Annotated in this window: 18 protein-coding genes and 1 riboswitch; of the genes, 15 read left to right on the forward strand and 3 right to left on the reverse strand. The window is 49.4% G+C overall.

The features are described from left to right. The first annotated feature begins 81 nt into the window (after positions 1–81). From DXB83_RS04950 to DXB83_RS04960, 3 genes are all read left to right on the forward strand, one after another. A complete protein-coding gene (locus DXB83_RS04950; RefSeq protein ID WP_117804634.1) occupies positions 82–315 on the forward strand; it encodes a hypothetical protein in 234 nt (77 codons plus the stop codon). Between the two features lie 159 nt (positions 316–474). Next, positions 475–1,701, forward strand: a complete 1,227-nt coding sequence (locus tag DXB83_RS04955; RefSeq protein WP_147342469.1) for a hypothetical protein — start codon at positions 475–477, stop codon at positions 1,699–1,701. A 380-nt stretch (positions 1,702–2,081) separates the two neighbouring features. After that, positions 2,082–3,173: a polysaccharide deacetylase family protein gene (locus DXB83_RS04960; protein ID WP_117761431.1), complete on the forward strand. Its 1,092-nt coding sequence runs from the start codon at positions 2,082–2,084 to the stop codon at positions 3,171–3,173. Between the two features lie 87 nt (positions 3,174–3,260). Here the strand turns inward: DXB83_RS04960 and typA are convergent, their stop codons facing one another. Continuing rightward, positions 3,261–5,090 carry a translational GTPase TypA gene (gene typA, locus DXB83_RS04965; RefSeq protein WP_118697329.1) on the reverse strand — a complete coding sequence of 610 codons (1,830 nt, stop codon included), beginning with the start codon at positions 5,088–5,090 and terminating at the stop codon, positions 3,261–3,263. Positions 5,091–5,495: 405 nt separating this feature from the next. Here typA and DXB83_RS04970 point away from each other — a divergent pair, with 405 nt between their 5' ends. From DXB83_RS04970 to dapB, 3 genes are all read left to right on the forward strand, one after another. Then, positions 5,496–6,125: a single-stranded DNA-binding protein gene (locus DXB83_RS04970; RefSeq protein WP_055220802.1), complete on the forward strand. Its 630-nt coding sequence runs from the start codon at positions 5,496–5,498 to the stop codon at positions 6,123–6,125. Positions 6,126–6,180: 55 nt separating this feature from the next. Next, positions 6,181–6,355: riboswitch (Lysine riboswitch) on the forward strand. Between the two features lie 151 nt (positions 6,356–6,506). Further along, positions 6,507–7,397, forward strand: a complete 891-nt coding sequence (gene dapA, locus DXB83_RS04975; protein WP_022461866.1) for a 4-hydroxy-tetrahydrodipicolinate synthase — start codon at positions 6,507–6,509, stop codon at positions 7,395–7,397. A 35-nt stretch (positions 7,398–7,432) separates the two neighbouring features. After that, entirely contained in the window at positions 7,433–8,194 is a 762-nt protein-coding gene (dapB, locus tag DXB83_RS04980; RefSeq protein ID WP_117510456.1) for a 4-hydroxy-tetrahydrodipicolinate reductase, read from the forward strand. A 148-nt stretch (positions 8,195–8,342) separates the two neighbouring features. Here the strand turns inward: dapB and DXB83_RS04985 are convergent, their stop codons facing one another. Next, positions 8,343–9,260, reverse strand: a complete 918-nt coding sequence (locus tag DXB83_RS04985; protein WP_117510457.1) for a metallophosphoesterase family protein — start codon at positions 9,258–9,260, stop codon at positions 8,343–8,345. A 109-nt stretch (positions 9,261–9,369) separates the two neighbouring features. Between DXB83_RS04985 and DXB83_RS04990 the strand changes: the two genes are divergently transcribed. Then, positions 9,370–9,528, forward strand: coding sequence for a hypothetical protein (locus DXB83_RS04990; RefSeq protein ID WP_158565022.1), 159 nt, complete (start codon positions 9,370–9,372; stop codon positions 9,526–9,528). An 87-nt stretch (positions 9,529–9,615) separates the two neighbouring features. Next, entirely contained in the window at positions 9,616–10,260 is a 645-nt protein-coding gene (locus DXB83_RS04995) for a DUF4317 family protein (RefSeq protein ID WP_118666727.1), read from the forward strand. Positions 10,261–10,391: 131 nt separating this feature from the next. Here DXB83_RS04995 and DXB83_RS05000 read toward each other — a convergent pair whose 3' ends face one another. Beyond that, positions 10,392–10,820: a hypothetical protein gene (locus DXB83_RS05000; RefSeq protein ID WP_117761427.1), complete on the reverse strand. Its 429-nt coding sequence runs from the start codon at positions 10,818–10,820 to the stop codon at positions 10,392–10,394. Positions 10,821–10,987: 167 nt separating this feature from the next. Here DXB83_RS05000 and DXB83_RS05005 point away from each other — a divergent pair, with 167 nt between their 5' ends. The 7 genes from DXB83_RS05005 (at position 10,988) to prmA (ending at position 17,387) form a co-directional block, all read left to right on the forward strand. Beyond that, positions 10,988–11,221 (forward strand): MarR family transcriptional regulator, encoded by a 234-nt coding sequence (locus DXB83_RS05005; protein ID WP_022461854.1) that lies wholly within the window; start codon positions 10,988–10,990, stop codon positions 11,219–11,221. Between the two features lie 37 nt (positions 11,222–11,258). Next, a complete protein-coding gene (locus DXB83_RS05010; protein WP_055227751.1) occupies positions 11,259–12,482 on the forward strand; it encodes a chloride channel protein in 1,224 nt (407 codons plus the stop codon). A 265-nt stretch (positions 12,483–12,747) separates the two neighbouring features. Next, positions 12,748–13,638, forward strand: a complete 891-nt coding sequence (gene rfbA, locus DXB83_RS05015) for a glucose-1-phosphate thymidylyltransferase RfbA (protein WP_022461852.1) — start codon at positions 12,748–12,750, stop codon at positions 13,636–13,638. A gap of 181 nt (positions 13,639–13,819) precedes the next feature. Beyond that, a complete protein-coding gene (gene rfbD, locus DXB83_RS05020; RefSeq protein ID WP_022461851.1) occupies positions 13,820–14,689 on the forward strand; it encodes a dTDP-4-dehydrorhamnose reductase in 870 nt (289 codons plus the stop codon). A 268-nt stretch (positions 14,690–14,957) separates the two neighbouring features. Further along, a complete protein-coding gene (locus DXB83_RS05025; protein WP_117804627.1) occupies positions 14,958–15,788 on the forward strand; it encodes an MFS transporter in 831 nt (276 codons plus the stop codon). Further along, on the forward strand, positions 15,776–16,318 hold the full coding sequence (locus DXB83_RS05030; protein ID WP_117804626.1) for a hypothetical protein: 543 nt from the start codon (positions 15,776–15,778) through the stop codon (positions 16,316–16,318). The genes DXB83_RS05025 and DXB83_RS05030 overlap by 13 nt, the downstream gene beginning before the upstream one ends. Positions 16,319–16,430: 112 nt before the next feature. After that, positions 16,431–17,387, forward strand: a complete 957-nt coding sequence (prmA, locus tag DXB83_RS05035; protein ID WP_022461849.1) for a 50S ribosomal protein L11 methyltransferase — start codon at positions 16,431–16,433, stop codon at positions 17,385–17,387. Positions 17,388–17,406 lie beyond the last annotated feature (19 nt).

Here is a 17,406-nt window from a genome sequence, read left to right on the forward strand (position 1 = left end):
TTTCCGGTTCGCCGGGGTCTCTGCTTTCCTTGTATTTTCGGGAGCATTTTGTTACAATGGAGACAGAAAAGAGGGAAGCCTATGTGGATAAAAAAATTACCTGGCATCGTGGCAAATGCGGCGGTACTGATTCTGAATGTGTTTGCGATTCTGATGATCGTGGGGCTGTTTCTTCATCAGGGAACGACGGGGGAGCGTGTGAAAGAGACGATTACGCGTTTTTCCACGACGTCGCAGGAGTATTATGCGGAAGGCGAGGCATACAGCCAGACGAGTGACCGGGTGCATACGTATTCGGTGGAAGAAACAAGGTAATTATTCAGAGCCCCATCTCGATTCCGCTTACGCTGCATCTCGATGTGGCTTGTCGCCATATGAAATTCCAGAAAAAACTGCTCATTCATGCAAGCATGATTCGCAATTTTTTCTTCCATTTCGCATGGCTCTGAATAATTACCAAATAAAGAGGAAAAGATGAGGAAAACTATGCTCCAAGAGTGGAAAAGAAAAGGAAAAAAATTCCGCCATGTGGAAAAAGATGGAGAAGAGACGACGGAGCTTTCTGTGAAAATACGGGCGGCAAAATTTCGTGATCTGCCGATGAGTCTGCGGATTCTGATCGTGAATCTCAGTCTGTTTCTGATTCTGTGCGCCGTATTTTTTATGGCAGGCGCGTATCTGTATGCGCCGCAGGCGGCAGGACGGAATTACGTGGAAGCATGCCTGGCAGGAGACTGGAACAGTGCATACGATGTATGCCAGTTCCCGGACAGCACGTTTCTGTCGCGGAAGAACTACGTCAATGCAATGACCTGGAAAGCAAAACAGGACGGCACTGACGGGCAGGGAACACCGGAGATCAAGAGCTTTTTCATGCGCAGAAAACAGAATCTTGAGACCGGGGAAAACAGGATTTATACTGTGCGGTACACGTTAAAAGGCATGAGCGACTCGCAGGAAGAAACATTGGAGATCGCCGCCGGGGATACCGTAAAATGGAACTTCAAAGAGTGGTACGTTGTGCCGAAAGACAGCTGCGTGACGGATGTCGAAATCACCGTCCCGGCGGATGCCTCGTTCTATCTGGACGGCGTGCAGGTCGGGAAAAAGTATTTAAAAGAGACGGCAGATAACGTCAGCATCTACAAAATCCCGTATCTCTTCCTCGGCGGCCACACCATTGAACTGACCGAAAAACAGAAAGACCCATACCGCGAGATCGTCCTCGTGCAGGACAACAGCAGCATGGAATTCCTGCCGGATTTAAAACTCAACGATTCCACCGGCAAAACCATCGCCGACCGCGCAGAAGAGTCCCTGGACAAGGTATTCACAGCCGCAGCCGCCGGAAAATCCTTCAGCACCATCAAAAATGAATTTTCCGCCGACACCGCCGTACAGAAAACCGCCAAAGAACAGTACCAGCAGCTCTGCGATGCCTACCTGAACAGCGACACCAACACCGGAATCACCAGCATCACCGTGAGCAGCGTCTCCACAACCGTAACCAACGAATCCAACCAGATGAAGATCGAAACCAACGTGACCGCTGCGATCGAGCGACGAACCCGTTTCCTCCATTTCTTCCGCAAAACCAAAATAGAGACCGTCACCTGGAAACTCGAGTCCGTTGTGACGCTGGAAAACGAAAAATGGGTGATGGGCAGCGATTTCCTGACTAAAATAGGACATGAGGCATAAGGTGTTTGCTTCTGTTGTTCTGGCAACGTTAAAATTTTGCAGTTACTCTTAAGCAGAGAGGATAATCAGGCTGGACAGGTGGAAGACCTGTGATTTGGTGGCAAAGCACCAGAAAGAAACCAGGTTTTTTAAAAGAGAGTGACAAAGAGTGATTTTGTATCCGCTTTTACCATGGGTGCAGAGTCACTCTTTTTTTGTGACAAGATGTTAAGAAACGATAAACATTAATTTACCAGAAGTGGAAAAATGTAAGAATTTGTGCCTTGCATCTTAGGTCAGATCACGTTATGATAGTAAGTAGAAAAATGTCGAAAAACGTTTGTGTTACGATGGAAGAAAGTTCCGCAAAGGGGCGGGACGATGGAGTATAAACAGATCATATGGAAAGAAAATCATTGAAACAGAGAAGAAAGCAGATGCGCCGCAGACAGATGATGCAGAAAGTATCACGGATTTCCCTGTGTGTGGTAATCGGCCTTCTTTTTCTTGCGCTTATCTGGAAATTTGCGGGAGCGCAGCTTGCGAAAAAAGGAATTGTACTGAGTAATGACACAGCCGCAAAGACGGTGAGCGAGACGGCGCCGGAGGCGGAGGACGGATCGGGAAATGCGGGAATTAAGAAGCTTGCGGAGACCACGCCGCCGAATGAGACGCCGGGATGGCAGTACAGCTCGTCGGGCTGGTGGTACGCAACGGATGCCACAACGTACTACGTCAACGGCTGGGCAGATATCGACGGAAACCAGTACCATTTTGATTCCAATGGTTACATGGCGACCGGCTGGAAAGCGATCGGCGGAAAAGGCTGTTACTTTGATGACCAGGGTGTTTACCAGCCAGACCGCAACGGCTCGATGATGGTAGCCCTGACCTTTGATGACGGCCCAGGCGTCTATACCAGCACGCTTCTCGATACGCTGGAGCAGTACGGGGCACAGGCGACGTTCTTTATGCTCGGCAGCAATGTGGAAAAATACGGTGCAGATGTGATCCCGCGCATGGCGGCGATCGGCTGTGAGCTTGGAAACCACTCCTATGCGCATCCGAATATGAAAGAACTGAGCACCGACGACGGCCTTGCCCAGTTCCAGATGACGGATGATCTGATCGCCCAGTACAACAACGGACAGGGTGCAACTGTCATCCGTTTCCCGTATGGAAACAGCACCGATGAACTGCTCGCATCTATCGGCCGCCCGAGCATCATGTGGGATGTCGATACCCTGGACTGGCAGACAAAAAATGTACAGGCAAACATCAGCGCCGTTCTCGACAGTGTAAGCCCGGGAGACATTATCCTGATGCATGATATCCACGAGACGACCGTAGAATCGTGTGCAACGATCGTGCCGGAGCTGATCAACCGCGGGTATGAGCTTGTCACGATTCATACTCTTGCAGCGGCAAACGGCGTGGATCTTGCAGCGGGAGAGACGTATTACGGCTTCCATGGCGGAACGACAAACGAATAGAAAACAGAATAGAAAAACGACAAAGAACCGCCGGTTTACTCTCAAATCAAGAGTGAACCGGCGGTTCTTATGTCATTTTATGAAAATTTATTTCATTGCCGCTCTCTTACGAAGTCTGGAATCCAGCTCTTTCTTACGGATACGTAAGGAAACCGGAGTAACCTCAAGAAGCTCGTCCTTGTCGATGAAGTCCAGAGCCTGCTCCAGGGAAAGGATTCTCGGCGGAGTCAGACGCAGTGCCTCGTCGGAGGAAGAAGTACGGGTGTTGGTCAGGTGTTTCGTCTTGCAGACGTTCAGCTCGATATCCTCGGCCTTACCGTTCTGTCCGATAACCATACCGGCGTAAACCTTCTCGCCAGGTCCGATGAACAGAGTACCGCGCTCCTGTGCGGAGTACAGACCGTAGGTAACGGACTCGCCTGCCTCGAAAGCGATCAGGGAACCCTGTTTGCGGTATTCAATGTCGCCCTTGTACGGTGCGTAATCTTCAAACTCGGTGTTCAGGATACCAGTTCCTTTGGTGGAGGTCATGAAGATTCCACGGAAACCAATCAGGCCTCGTGCCGGGATTTCGAACTCCAGACGGGTGGAACCATCGCTTGCGCGGCTCATGCCGTGAAGCTCGCCTTTACGCTCGCTGAGGAGCTGGATGACAGTACCGGAGAACTCGTCCGGAACGTCAACGTATGCGATTTCCATTGGCTCGAGTTTGCGTCCGCGCTCGTCCTCTTTGTAGATAACCTCTGCCTTACTTACTGCGAACTCATATCCCTCACGGCGCATGTTTTCGATCAGGACGGACAGATGCAGCTCACCACGGCCGGAAACCTTGAAGCAGTCTGCGGAATCAGTCTCCTCGACGCGGAGAGAAACGTCAGTGTTCAGCTCACGCATCAGACGGTCACGCAGGTGGCGGGAAGTTACGTATTTACCTTCTTTACCGGCCAGCGGGCTGTCGTTTACGATGAAGTTCATGGAAATAGTCGGCTCGGAGATTTTCTGGAACGGGATGGAAACCGGGTTGTCCAGATCGCCGCAGAGAGTATCTCCGATGTGGATATCCGGGATACCGGAAACAGCAACGATAGAACCGATGCCTGCCTCAGTAACCTCTACTTTTTTCAGTCCGTCAAATTCATACAGTTTGCTGACCTTTACTTTTTTCTTCTTGGTCAGATCGTGGTGGTTGACCAGCATAACGTCCTGGTTCACGCGGATCGTTCCGTTTTCAACTTTGCCGACACCGATACGTCCAACGTATTCGTTGTAGTCGATGGTACTGATCAGAAGCTGTGTGCCAGCTTCCGGATCGCCGGTCGGAGCCGGGATGTATTTCAGGATGGTCTCGAACAGAGGAGTCATATCCTTCGGGGTATCGTTCAGATCGAGTACCGCATGACCCATCTTTGCGGATGCGTACAGAAACGGACAGTCAAGCTGTTCGTCAGATGCATCGAGGTCCATCAGAAGCTCGAGCACTTCGTCGATAACTTCATCCGGGCGTGCTTCCGGGCGGTCGATCTTGTTGATGCAGACGATAACGGACAGATCCAGCTCGAGTGCTTTTTTCAGCACGAATTTGGTCTGCGGCATAGCGCCCTCGAATGCGTCTACAACCAGAATAACGCCGTCTACCATTTTCAGAACTCGCTCAACCTCGCCGCCGAAGTCCGCATGGCCTGGGGTGTCGATGATGTTGATTTTCGTTCCTTTGTAGTAAACTGCTGTATTTTTGGAAAGAATGGTGATTCCACGCTCACGCTCGATATCGTTCGAGTCCATGACACGTTCCTGAACCTCCTGATTGACACGGAAAACGCCGCTCTGTTTCAGAAGCTCGTCTACCAGTGTAGTTTTACCATGATCGACATGGGCGATGATGGCAACGTTTCTTACATCTTCTCTCGTTGTTTTCATTTCTTCATTCCTCTTCCTATGGGTTGACCCTGCCGGGTTCAATTTTTCAAAATTTCAAGCCGGCCGGGAATGTTTATCACAGCACAAAGGCAGGTGCCTTGCCGTTTTGTCTCTGCTGGATGCCTGCCTATCTGAACTATTATAGCACAGAACAGAGAAAAAAAACAGGGAAGATGTGACATTTTTTGTATTGCAATGGTAGAAAATACGAAGCATGTGGTGCGGTTTTTACAGAAACATATACAAAAAATTGGGCAGAATGCTGATTTGAATAGAAATAAAAAAATCTGGAAAAAAGTGGTTCTGAAAAAGAAATGTGGTTCATACATTAGGATTATAGATCAGCAAAGTACCGATCAGAAATCAATATTCAGAAAGAAAAGACAAAGGAAGGGGATTTTCATTATGGCAGACAAGATGATTGAAAACAATCAGGTGGTTATCATGGGAGAGATTGTCTCCCCGTTTACATTCAGCCATCAGGTATTCGGAGAGGGCTTTTACCTCGTCGATGTGATGGTCAAGCGGTTGAGTGAATCGCAGGACATCATTCCGGTGATGGTCTCCGAGCGGCTGGTGGATGTATCACAGGATTACCAGGGTGAGTGGATCTGCATCAGCGGTCAGTTCCGGTCCTACAACCGCCACGAGGAGAAGAAGAACCGTCTGGTACTCTCCGTATTTGCGCGGGAATTAAGCTTCGTGGAGGAAGAGGACGATTCCGTCAAATCCAACCAGATTTACCTCGATGGATACATATGTAAACCGCCGGTCTACCGGAAAACACCTCTGGGAAGAGAGATCGCCGACCTTCTGATCGCGGTCAACCGTCCGTATGGAAAATCAGATTATATCCCGTGCATCTGCTGGGGACGGAATGCGCGGTATGCCTCTGCGTTTGCCGTGGGCGGCCACGTTCTCATCTGGGGACGGATCCAGAGCCGGGAATATATGAAGCGGCTGAGCGAGACGGAAATGGAAAAGCGGACCGCATATGAGGTTTCGGTGAGCAAGCTGGAATATAGTGAGAGTTAAAGCGCGATCCGCTGTTGACAAGAAAATTTAATGATGCTATAGTAAAAGCAGAACTGAAGTGGATAGAGGTCGCATTACTTCAAGAGTACCTTTTCGGATGCCTCAGCAGCAAAAGAAGAAGAGGAAAAGGGAAGAATGCCGAAGGACATCCGGCGCTGAACCGGTATGCTCCTGGGCGCAGGTTGAAAAAATCTGCGACTGTCATCGAGAGATGGAGAGCTATCTGATCATAGATACTGCGTATGTGTGAATTTGGAGGCGATCTTATCTGGGATGAGGCGCCTCTTTTTTTAACGGAAAGTGAAATTTTCCGTGGGAGATAAGCTCCGGCGACTGATTTCTTATGGTTTTATCTGACACAACATACAGGAGGAAAAGAGAATGTCTATTTTTAAAGGTGCAGCTGTTGCAATTATCACACCGATGACCGAAACACAGGAAGTGAATTACGAAAAACTCGGAGAACTGATTGAGGAGCAGATCGCCGGCGGAACCGACGCCATCGTTATCTGCGGAACCACCGGTGAGGCTTCGACCCTGTCCCATGAGGAGCATCTGGATGCCATCAAATATACCGTGGAAAAAGTAAATCACAGAATCCCGGTAATTGCAGGAACCGGCTCCAACAGCACGGAGACAGCAATTTATCTGTCTCAGGAAGCAGAAAAATACGGCGTGGACGGACTTCTTCTCGTTTCTCCGTATTACAATAAAGCAACACAGAAGGGCCTGATTGCACACTTTACCGCAATCGCAGACAGCGTCAAAGTGCCGGTCATCCTTTACAACATTCAGGGCAGAACCGGCGTAAACATTGCACCGGAAACGATCGTCTATCTGTTCAACAACGTTGAGAATATCGTTGCAGTCAAAGAGGCTTCCGGAAACATTTCCCAGGTCGCAAAAATTATGCAGCTCACCGATGGAAAGATCGATCTGTACTCCGGAAACGACGATCAGGTTGTGCCGATCCTTTCCCTTGGCGGAAGCGGTGTAATCTCCGTTCTTTCTAACGTAGCACCGCGTGAGACCCACGACATGGTACAGAAATTCCTCGACGGCGATGTGGCCGGATCCAGAGAAATCCAGCTGAGAGCACTGCCGCTCATCGATGCGCTGTTCTGCGAAGTAAACCCGATTCCGGTAAAAGCAGCGCTGAACCTGATGGGCAAAGAGGTTGGACCGCTTCGTCTGCCGCTGACCGAGATGGAGCCGCAGAACCAGGAGCGCCTGGCAAAGGCTATGAAAGATTTTGGAATCAAACTGGCTTAAGTTAAGAATACACGAAGTAAAGAAGGAAAAAGACAATGGTTAAAATTATTATGCATGGCTGCAACGGCCATATGGGACAGGTCATCACCGGCCTGGTAAAAGAAGATGCAAATGCAGAAATCATAGCCGGAATCGATATGAACGACAACGGCCAGAACGATTATCCGGTATTCAAAAGCCTGGCAGAATGCGATGTTCCGGCAGACGTAGTCGTTGACTTTTCTTCCTACAAGGCAGCCGACGCACTGCTCGATGCCTGCAAGGAGAAAAAACTTCCACTCGTCCTCTGCACCACAGGCCTCACCGAGGATCAGCTCAAAAAAGTGCAGGAGACCAGCAAAGAAATCCCGGTTCTCCGCTCTGCAAATATGTCCCTTGGTGTGAATACGCTGATGAAACTGGTACAGGCAGCTGCAAAAGTGCTTGCCGAAGCAGGCTTTGATATGGAGATCGTGGAGAAACACCACAAACTGAAATGCGACGCTCCAAGCGGAACCGCCATCGCCCTGGCAGACAGCCTGAACGCGGCAATGGACAACCAGTACCACTACGTATACGACAGAAGCCAGCGCCACGAGCAGCGTGACCCGAAAGAAATCGGAATCTCTGCTGTACGCGGCGGCACCATCGTCGGAGATCACGACGTCATCTTCGCAGGCCCGGACGAGGTTGTTACCCTGTCCCACAGAGCATATTCCAAGGGAGTTTTTGGAAAAGGTGCAGTAGAGGCCGCAAAATTCCTGGCTGGAAAGCCAGCCGGTATGTATGATATGCAGGATGTGATTGCTGCGAAGTAAGGCAGAAGCAGGAAATAGAAAAGATAAAAAAGAAGGCAGGCTGTGTGCAGTTGCACAGCCTGCTTTCTTTCGAGCTGCTTTTCTGTTTTAGCCAATGAGTTTTTTCACTTATGCAGTGTAATAGGAATACGTTCCTCTGTCAAAAAATCTATTTCAGCTCCCGTTCCGCTTTTTCCCAGAGCTCTTCGTCAAGATCAGTCAGCGCCAGTGCATCCGCAAGTTCCCGCACCCGTTTTACCGTGAGATAAAAGTAATTGATACCGCAGGTCAGCGTCCGCTTTAAGGAGCGGGCAAGTACACTGCCGTGGGTTTCCAGTTCGGCACGGTCGAACTCGGCGAGATAGCCCTCGAGATCATAGGGGATCTGAAAACATTCGATCTGCCATGTGCTGTTTTCCAACGTCAGAATTGCGAAGTGCGCATGGCCGCCGACATCATCAAGCGCAAGCCCAAGGGATCCTGGATTCAGATACGTTTTTCCTGCGTATTCTTTCTGTTCCTGCTTGTGGCTGTGGCCGCCAAGCAGGATGGAGGCATCGAGATTTTCCAGATGAGAAAGCAGGAGCTCCGGATGCAGCCCGAAATTCCCTCGGATTTCACCAGGTGCGCCGTGGCAGAGCCGAAGTGCCGGGAAAAGGGATTCACGGCAGGTGTCCGGTGTAACTTCTTCCTGCGGCACAAAAACGGGAACCAGTTTCCCGGCTTCATCCAGCTTTCCAATCAGAACACCGTCTGTCGGCAGCTGCTCAAAAAATTTTAGATCCTGCTCGGTAAGATTCCGAAACGTGTAATCCAGAAGCCCGCTCGTCGAAGAACCCGCCTTCCAGTTCTGCGGCTGCCAGAGATTCTCAAGCAGATATTCCTCCCGGTTGCCGCGCACCAGATAGCACGGAAACTCCTCCTGCATTTCGCGGAGCACCCCCATCATCCTCTGCGGAAACGGCCCATCCGTCACAAAATCCCCCAGCCCGATGATACCGTCAATTTGCTGCCTGCGAAGAAACTCCATCACCTCCGAGAGTGCATAATAATTCCCATGAAGATCACTGATTACTGCTAATTTCATGTGTTTTCCTTTCTATGTCAAAATCATAAAATGCGAGATACTGTCTTGATTTTATCAAATGGTGAGAAGGAACGCAATTTATAAAAATATAAGCCAGGCAATTGATGAAATGATGGAAGACAGCAAAACGGAAGGCATTGAAAAAGGCAAACTTGAGGTGTTATCAAATTTATTAAAAAAAGGAACGATCAGCATTCAGGATGCCGCCGACTGTATGGCAGTGTCTGTGGCGGAATTTAAGAAGCTGGTCAATAAGTATCCCATCTGATTCCGAAAAACTTGCTGACAGAAAAAGCATGTTATGATAAGATCAAAGGCAGAGAGTTTCGAATATATTTACTGTCGGAGGGAATGTATGATTAATCGGGAAGACATGCTGGAGCTGACGAGGAGGATGACGCCGGCGCGGACTTCGTTTGTGCGGATGGCGGGTTGCTATACGGATTCGGATGGGGAGTATGACGGCAGTTTCAACATTCATTTTCTGAAACTGTCCGGTTCGGAAAAGGCCAGGAATCTGGCGATTGCCAAGAAAATTCCGTTTGCGGAATCGAATGAGAAGCTGCGGGAATACCGTTTTCCGGAAACATCCCAGGGGCCGGGCAGTATCTGGCAGATGCTGATGGCGCTGCGGGAATGCGGACTGAAGAACGATGCGCTGTTGGAAACGTTCTATGATATCCTGATCGAAGGATTGCAGATTCACGGGGCTTATGCCATTTACATGTTTTATGACCGGTATGATATTCCTGCAAAGGCCTCCGATAAAGAGCGCCTGGGGGAATCCGAGGAGATGTTCCCCTATCTGATCTGCGCTGTCTGCCCGTTGGTTGGAGAATACGAGCCGGGAAATCCTATCTGTGGATTTCTGTTCCCTGCCTTTGTGGACCGGAGCGGAGATCTGGAACGGGTTGATATTTATGCAGAGCGTGCAGCGTGGAGCGATCAGATGGCCAGCATTCTTGGCGCGAAGGGCAGAAAATTCAGATGCGGTCTGTAAAAGAAAAAATCAAAAGCGACGGATCAAACCAGGTGCTGATGTGCCTGGCAGTAAAAAAACTTCCCGGCGAACCTGCATATATCGTTCGCCAAGGGAAGTTTTTTAGATACGGGAGCAGCAGAAGTGCATATTTACTGTGCCATCCCCGCTCCATTCTGTGTAGTTGCTCCGTTTTCCTGCGGATTCTGCGTCTCATTGTCGCCGCCGCTTACCACATCGTCCACCGCGCGGCCGACATCCTCAACGCCCTCACCGACACCACGGGTCACATCTTCAGCGGCGTCGCCGACATCATCCCCAAGGGTATTTCCATCCCCGGTATTTGTACCGTTCGTACCGTTGGCATTCCCATCGGTGCCCTCCGTCACATCATTTACATTGTCGTTTGACGGCATCTCTGTCGTATTGACATCGTTTCTGTTATCCGTCTGTCCCATGTCGCTCTCCGTGTTGGTATTGCCATTTCCGGTGTCGTTCGTGGTGTTGTTTCCACAGGCCGTCATCCCGGCCAGTAATACCGCCAATGCCAGCGTCATATACACTCTTCTGATTTTTCTCATCTTCAAAATCTCCTTTCCCTAACAGTGTCTGGACAGTTGCTAGTATTTGAAAAATGCCGGAAAATATACGGAAAAAAGAGGCTTTTGGAAATCTTGACAAAGGAAGAAAAAAACACTAAAACAAAAAGTACGAAAACGGACTAAAAACGAAAACAGGATATATCGAAATGGAAGTCAATCCGGCAAACCGGCGGGAAAAAATCATCAGTCTGACTGAAACGGGAAAACAGTATGCGAGAGAGCTGGTTCTTCCGCTGTTTCAGTCCGAGGAGGAAGCTGCGGCGCAGTTTACGGAGCAGGAGATGACAGAAGCAATCCGGATGCAGGAAAAATTTGCCGACGCACTGGCAAAGAGTATGGAGGAAAAGGTATCCATAGTTCACAATCTGTCCGCTTCGTGATATGATAACAGCAGAATTCGAAAAGGAGAGAAAGAGAATGAAAGAAGAACTGAAGAAATCCCTTCGCACCTACGGCGCCCTGCTGCTGCTCGGTGTGACCGGCGTTCCGCTCGGTGCGGCAGTCGGTCTGATTGAGGCGCTGTTCTGCCGTCTGCTTTTGAAAGTCACGGCTGTTCGCGTGGCACATCTTTTCTGGTGTCTGCCGTTTCTCGCTATGGCAGGTCTTGTGATCGTGGCAGTCAATCAGAAATTCGGTGGCAGGGGAAAAGGAGGCATGAGTCTGATTTTTGATGTAGCGTATGAAGAGGAGACAGAGCTTCCGCTTCGCATGATTCCGCTGGCAATGCTCTCAACGGCGTTGACGCATCTGTTCGGTGGAAGTGCCGGCCGCGAGGGCGTTGCCGTTCAGATCGGTGCTGTGTTTTCCTATTTTGCCGGCAAAAAATTACCGTTTAAAAACGCGCCCGGTATCTTTCTGGTAACCGGTATGGCCGCCGGCTTTGCGGGCATGTTCGGAACGCCGATTGCAGCTGTGATCTTTGCGGTAGAGGTGCTCGCTGCGGGTGAAATGCGGTACGAGGCACTGCTTCCGGCGTTTACCGCATCTTTCTCTGCGAGCGCTGTAGCTTCCCTGCTTGGAATCCGCAAAGAAAATCTGGCTGTCCACATCAGCGAAAGCCTGACACCGTTCCTGCTGGTGCGTCTGATTACACTTGGTATTATTTTTGGAATCACAGGCGGCCTCTTCGCCTGGTGCTTAAAGCACACGAAAAAATATCTCGGCGAAAAAATCAAAAATCCGCTGGTGCGTGTTTTCTCCATCGGTGTTATCCTTAGCATTCTGTTCCTGCTTCTGTACCGCGGACGGTATTGCGGCTTTGGAACGAATCTGGTGGAAGCGGTATTTCATGGGGAAAAGGTATATGCATATGACTGGGCGCTGAAATTTATCCTGACAATTCTGACGCTGTCCGCCGGGTTTCAGGGCGGCGAGGTAACACCGCTGTTTACCATCGGAGCAACCCTGGGAGCAGTCCTTGGCAATCTGTTCGGTATTCCGGTGGAGCTTTCCGCGGCGCTTGGCTATGCGGCGGTTTTTGGCGGCGGAACCAACACCTTACTGGCGGCTATTTTCATTGGCGGCGAGATTTTTGGCTACGATTATCTGCCATATTTCTTTATTGTCTGCACCGCGGCCTACGTATTCAACCGCAACAGCTCGATCTATTCCCGCCAGAAACTGACGAAATACAGCTGCTGATAACAGAAACGTCACAAAGTTATCACACACCGTTACGTGTTACAGTTCACTGGTGCCCAGCGAACTGTAACATTCGCAACCCTCATTTAAAGTTTTGCTTCGCAAAAGGAGGGTTGCTCACACCTGAAACATGTTCTTACGCAGCGAAACAGCAAGTGTTTCACTGCTGGGTGAACAGTAACGGTTACGTTACGATACGGGTTGACGCGTTTCCGGGAATGAGGTTATACTAGAGGTATCATATACGAAAAAGGAGTAACGAATTATGAAAGGTATCGTACTTGCCGGAGGTTCCGGCACACGTCTTTATCCGTTAACTATGGTAACATCGAAACAGCTTCTCCCGATCTATGACAAGCCGATGATCTATTATCCGCTGTCTGTTCTTATGAATGCAGGCATCCGCGACATCCTGATCATCTCCACCCCGCAGGACACCCCGCGTTTCGAGGCACTGCTCGGTGACGGCCATCAGTTCGGTGTACAGCTTTCCTACAAGGTACAGCCAAGCCCGGACGGACTGGCACAGGCCTTCATCATCGGCGAGGAGTTCATCGGGGATGATTCCGTTGCCATGGTGCTCGGCGACAACATCTTCTTCGGACACGGTCTGAACAAACGCCTGAAAGCAGCAGTAGAAAACGCTGAGACCGGAAAAGGCGCAACCGTATTCGGCTATTATGTAGATGATCCGGAGCGTTTCGGGATCGTAGAATTTGACTCCGAGGGAAAAGCCATCTCCATCGAAGAGAAACCGGAGAAACCGAAATCAAACTATTGTGTTACAGGTCTGTACTTCTATGACAACAAAGTCGTAGAGTATGCAAAGAACCTGAAACCGTCACCGCGCGGAGAACTTGAGATCACCGACCTGAACCGGATCTATCTGGAAGACGGCAGCCTGAACGTTGAGCTTCTCGGACAGGGCTTCACCTGGCTGGATACCGGTACACATGAGAGTCTGGTAGAGGCAACCAACTTCGTAAAAACCATCGAGACCCATCAGCACCGCAAGATCGCGTGCCTCGAGGAGATCGGTTACCTGAACGGCTGGATCGGCAAAGACCAGCTTCTGACCGACATCGAGCCGCTGAAGAAAAACCAGTACGGCCAGTACCTGATGGACGTGATGAACGGAAAATATATCGACAAATAAAAGCGAACAGCGTTGAAGAAAACTGCCCCGGAAGAAAAATCCGGGGCAGTTTTTGAAAAAAAGTGCTTGACCATGACATAACGTCATCCTTTATACTCATGGTACAAACAGAAAATCAGACTGAAAAACAAGAGACAGACAAAACATAACGATAACAAAATCAGAAAAAAGGAGAACCATTATGAGAGTATTTGTAACAGGTGTAAAAGGCCAGCTCGGCCATGACGTCATGAATGAACTTGCAAAACGCGGTCATGAAGGAATCGGCGTTGATATTGAAGAAATGGATATCACCGATGCAGAAAGCGTAAGAAAAGTCATTACCGAAGCAAACCCGGATGTCGTAATCCACTGTGCAGCATGGACCGCTGTAGACCTTGCTGAGGATGATGACAAAAAAGAAAAAGTACATCAGGTCAATGCAGTCGGAACCGAGAACATCGCAAAAGTCTGCCATGACCTTGACTGCAAAATGATCTACATCTCCACCGACTACGTATTCGACGGCCAGGGTACCCGCCCGTGGGAGCCGGATGATGAGCGTCATCCGCTGAACGTATACGGCCAGACGAAATACGAGGGAGAGCTCGCGGTAGAGAAATGGGTGAAAAAATTCTACATCGTCCGCATCGCATGGGTATTCGGCGTGAACGGAAAGAACTTCATCAAGACCATGCTGAACCTTGGAAAGACACACGATCATCTGACTGTTGTAGATGATCAGGTAGGAAGCCCGACCTACACCTACGACCTGTCCCGCCTGCTTGTCGACATGGCAGAGAAAGAGAACTACGGCCGCTACCATGCAACAAACGAGGGACTCTGCTCCTGGTATGAGTTCGCCTGCGAGATTTTCAAACAGGCCGCTGAGATCGATCCGGCTTACGGAAAAGTAAGTGTATCACCGGTAAGCTCTGACCAGTACCCGGCAAAAGCAAAACGTCCGTCCAACAGCCGCATGAGCAAAGAGAAACTGACCGAGAACGGATTCGAAAAACTGCCGACCTGGCAGGATGCGCTGCACAGATATCTGCGCGAGATCGAATTCTGATAGCAAACCCCGAAAATAACGCAAGTTTCTGAGATTGCTATAAACATTTCCAATAGGCGGAGCCCCAGGTAAAACGGGGGCTCCTTTTTCTTATGCCAAACCCATGCATTCAACAGGAAGAATGCCCTTTTTTCTTTTGTGAATATTGACAGAAAATGCCGTTAAAATTCTCACATCGGATCCGGGTATTTCTGTTGACATTTGAACATGCAATTGCCATTATGAAAGCAGAATCTTTACGTATCCGGCAGGGGGCAGGAACGTGAAGATGACAAAAGAAGGCATGGGGGATGAAGCAATGAAAAAGAGTCTGTTTTACCGGGCAAAAAAGATGCCGCCATCTGCGCAGATCATGCTGCTGTTTGCCGTCGAGGGTGTATTTCTGCAATATATCACATCGATTAACGGTTTCGGTCTGAATCTGTATGCGACAAACATGGGTGCAACCGACAGTCAGATCGGCATTATCCAGATGGTGCCGAACATTGTAGCGTGTGCAGCATTGCTGCCGCTTGGAATTCTGGCGGATCGTCTGAAGTCGACAAAGACGATACCGATGCTTACGCTTCTTGTGATGTGTGCCGGCTATGCATTTCTTGGAAGTGTACCGGCACTCGGCGAGAGACGTATGGAGCTGTTTTTTGTATCACTGGCATTTACTGCGGGGGCACTTGCTATTTACAATGCGCAGTGGCAGGCAATGTTCGGTGCTGCGGTTTCACTGCGGCAGCGAAACGATGTCTATGCCTTTCGGAATCAGTTCATGTTTGTGATTGGCATTCTTGCACCGGTGATCTGCGGGATTCTGATGGGAAGATGCCACACGGCCGATGGAAAACTTCTGGTACTCCGAAGCTTCTTTTATCTGTGTGCTGTCTGCGTTTTGTTGCAGGCCGCTGCAATCAAAAAAATTCCGGTGAAACAGCAGGAGGAGGGCAAAGCTCCGGCAGAAGCGGGAAATGCATCCTCACGTTTTTCTGTTTCTGACCTGCTGGAGGCGATCACAAGTGTGGGAAAAATAAAGCATTGCGCTGGTTCTTCGTGCCGGTGGTCTTTTTCTATATCACCTGGCAGCTTGACTGGAGCATGTGGTATTTAGGACAGGTCAAATACTGCAAAATGTCGGAGATGACACTTTCCATCTGCAACGGTGTTTTCAATATCGGTCAGCTTGCGGCAGTTGGAATGATCGCGAAGGTTGTCCGGAAAAAATCGCCGGATTTTGCACTGATTTTCGCCGGGATCGGTCTTTGCTTCTGCCCGGTTATTATGATTTTGGTTCCACATTTACCGTTGGCGTACCGCGGGGTTACTTTTATTGTTCTGATGACGGTTCTGAACGCTCCACAGTGTGCCGTTGCACTCTGCACGGTACAGATTCTTTTAAATGCCGCACCGGAAAAGAACCGTTCGCTTTTGATCAGCCTCTTTACGATGATGACGACGCTGACCAACAGTGTTCTGCCGTTGCTTGGTGTCCGTCTGTATACGGCACTTGGGGCAGATCTTACGGCACTGTACCGGTTCAACCTGATAGATCTTGGGGTTCGCATTTTATCCACACTCGGGCTGATATGGCGTTATCAGAAGGCGAAAAAAGATGGCTTTCTGACAAAGATTTCGGATTGAGACGGGCCGTAAAAGCCGAAAATAACATTTACAACAGGAACGATATCGTGTATGATAAATGTGGTTTTCTTTGCACGTATGGAAAAGAGAAGCGCAAAAAGGAGTTTAAACAATGAAATGGAATAAATTTACATTAAAAACAAGATCGGAAGTGGAAGACATTGTGATCTCCACTCTGGCCGATGTGGGAATCGAAGGCGTGGAAATTCAGGACAAACAGCCTTTGACCGAGAGCGACAAACAGCAGATGTTCGTGGATATCATGCCGGATATTCCGGATGACGACGGCATTGCCTACCTGAATTTTTACCTCGATGTGGATGAGGACAAGGAGAAGGTTCTTGCAGATGTCCGCGCGGCACTTGCAGAAATGCAGGAGTTCCTGGACCTTGGAGAGTGCACCATCACAGAGTCTGAGACAGAGGACAAGGACTGGATCAACAACTGGAAACAGTATTTCAAACAGTTCTATGTGGACGACATTCTGATCATCCCGTCCTGGGAGGAAGTAAAGCCGGAAGACCGGGATAAAATGATCATCCATATCGATCCGGGCACAGCCTTTGGAACGGGTATGCATGAGACAACACAGCTTTGCATCCGTCAGTTAAAGAAATATGTGACAAAGGATACCGAGCTGCTTGATGTCGGAACCGGAAGCGGTATTCTTTCGATTATTGCACTGAAGCTTGGTGCGCGTCATGCGGTCGGAACAGACCTCGATCCGTGTGCGGTTCCTGCGGTTGAGGAAAACAAAGAAGTCAATGGAATTCCGGTAGAAGCTTTTGATATGATGATCGGAAATATCATTGATGACAAAGAAGTACAGGACAGAGTCGGATACGAGAAATACGATATCGTTACCGCCAATATTCTTGCAGATGTTCTCGTTCCGCTGACGCCGGTAATCGTACACCAGATGAAGCCGGGCGCTGTTTATATCACATCCGGCATTCTCGATGTGAAAGAGGAAGTTGTCAAAGAGGCAGTCGTTGCAGCGGGACTTGAAGTGGTTGAAGTTACACATCAGGGCGAATGGGTTTCCGTTACAGCAAGAAAACCGATGTAAATTAAGAAAAGCGAAACAC

Origin of the sequence: Blautia sp. OM06-15AC (assembly GCF_003481425.1) — a bacterium.
Classification (GTDB): Bacteria; Bacillota; Clostridia; order Lachnospirales; family Lachnospiraceae; genus Fusicatenibacter; species Fusicatenibacter saccharivorans.

Coding starts and splice junctions, on each gene's coding strand:
- prmA (WP_022461849.1), top strand. CDS start 16,431: ATGAAATGGAATAAATTTACATTAAAAACAAGATCGGAAGTGGAAGAC.
- dapA (WP_022461866.1), top strand. CDS start 6,507: ATGTCTATTTTTAAAGGTGCAGCTGTTGCAATTATCACACCGATGACC.
- DXB83_RS04955 (WP_147342469.1), top strand. CDS start 475: ATGAGGAAAACTATGCTCCAAGAGTGGAAAAGAAAAGGAAAAAAATTC.
- DXB83_RS05025 (WP_117804627.1), top strand. CDS start 14,958: ATGACAAAAGAAGGCATGGGGGATGAAGCAATGAAAAAGAGTCTGTTT.
- DXB83_RS05010 (WP_055227751.1), top strand. CDS start 11,259: ATGAAAGAAGAACTGAAGAAATCCCTTCGCACCTACGGCGCCCTGCTG.
- DXB83_RS04985 (WP_117510457.1), bottom strand. CDS start 9,260: ATGAAATTAGCAGTAATCAGTGATCTTCATGGGAATTATTATGCACTC.
- DXB83_RS04950 (WP_117804634.1), top strand. CDS start 82: ATGTGGATAAAAAAATTACCTGGCATCGTGGCAAATGCGGCGGTACTG.
- typA (WP_118697329.1), bottom strand. CDS start 5,090: ATGAAAACAACGAGAGAAGATGTAAGAAACGTTGCCATCATCGCCCAT.
- DXB83_RS04970 (WP_055220802.1), top strand. CDS start 5,496: ATGGCAGACAAGATGATTGAAAACAATCAGGTGGTTATCATGGGAGAG.
- DXB83_RS04960 (WP_117761431.1), top strand. CDS start 2,082: ATGGAAAGAAAATCATTGAAACAGAGAAGAAAGCAGATGCGCCGCAGA.
- rfbD (WP_022461851.1), top strand. CDS start 13,820: ATGAGAGTATTTGTAACAGGTGTAAAAGGCCAGCTCGGCCATGACGTC.
- rfbA (WP_022461852.1), top strand. CDS start 12,748: ATGAAAGGTATCGTACTTGCCGGAGGTTCCGGCACACGTCTTTATCCG.
- DXB83_RS04990 (WP_158565022.1), top strand. CDS start 9,370: ATGATGGAAGACAGCAAAACGGAAGGCATTGAAAAAGGCAAACTTGAG.
- DXB83_RS05030 (WP_117804626.1), top strand. CDS start 15,776: ATGTGGTATTTAGGACAGGTCAAATACTGCAAAATGTCGGAGATGACA.
- DXB83_RS04995 (WP_118666727.1), top strand. CDS start 9,616: ATGATTAATCGGGAAGACATGCTGGAGCTGACGAGGAGGATGACGCCG.
- DXB83_RS05000 (WP_117761427.1), bottom strand. CDS start 10,820: ATGAGAAAAATCAGAAGAGTGTATATGACGCTGGCATTGGCGGTATTA.
- dapB (WP_117510456.1), top strand. CDS start 7,433: ATGGTTAAAATTATTATGCATGGCTGCAACGGCCATATGGGACAGGTC.
- DXB83_RS05005 (WP_022461854.1), top strand. CDS start 10,988: ATGGAAGTCAATCCGGCAAACCGGCGGGAAAAAATCATCAGTCTGACT.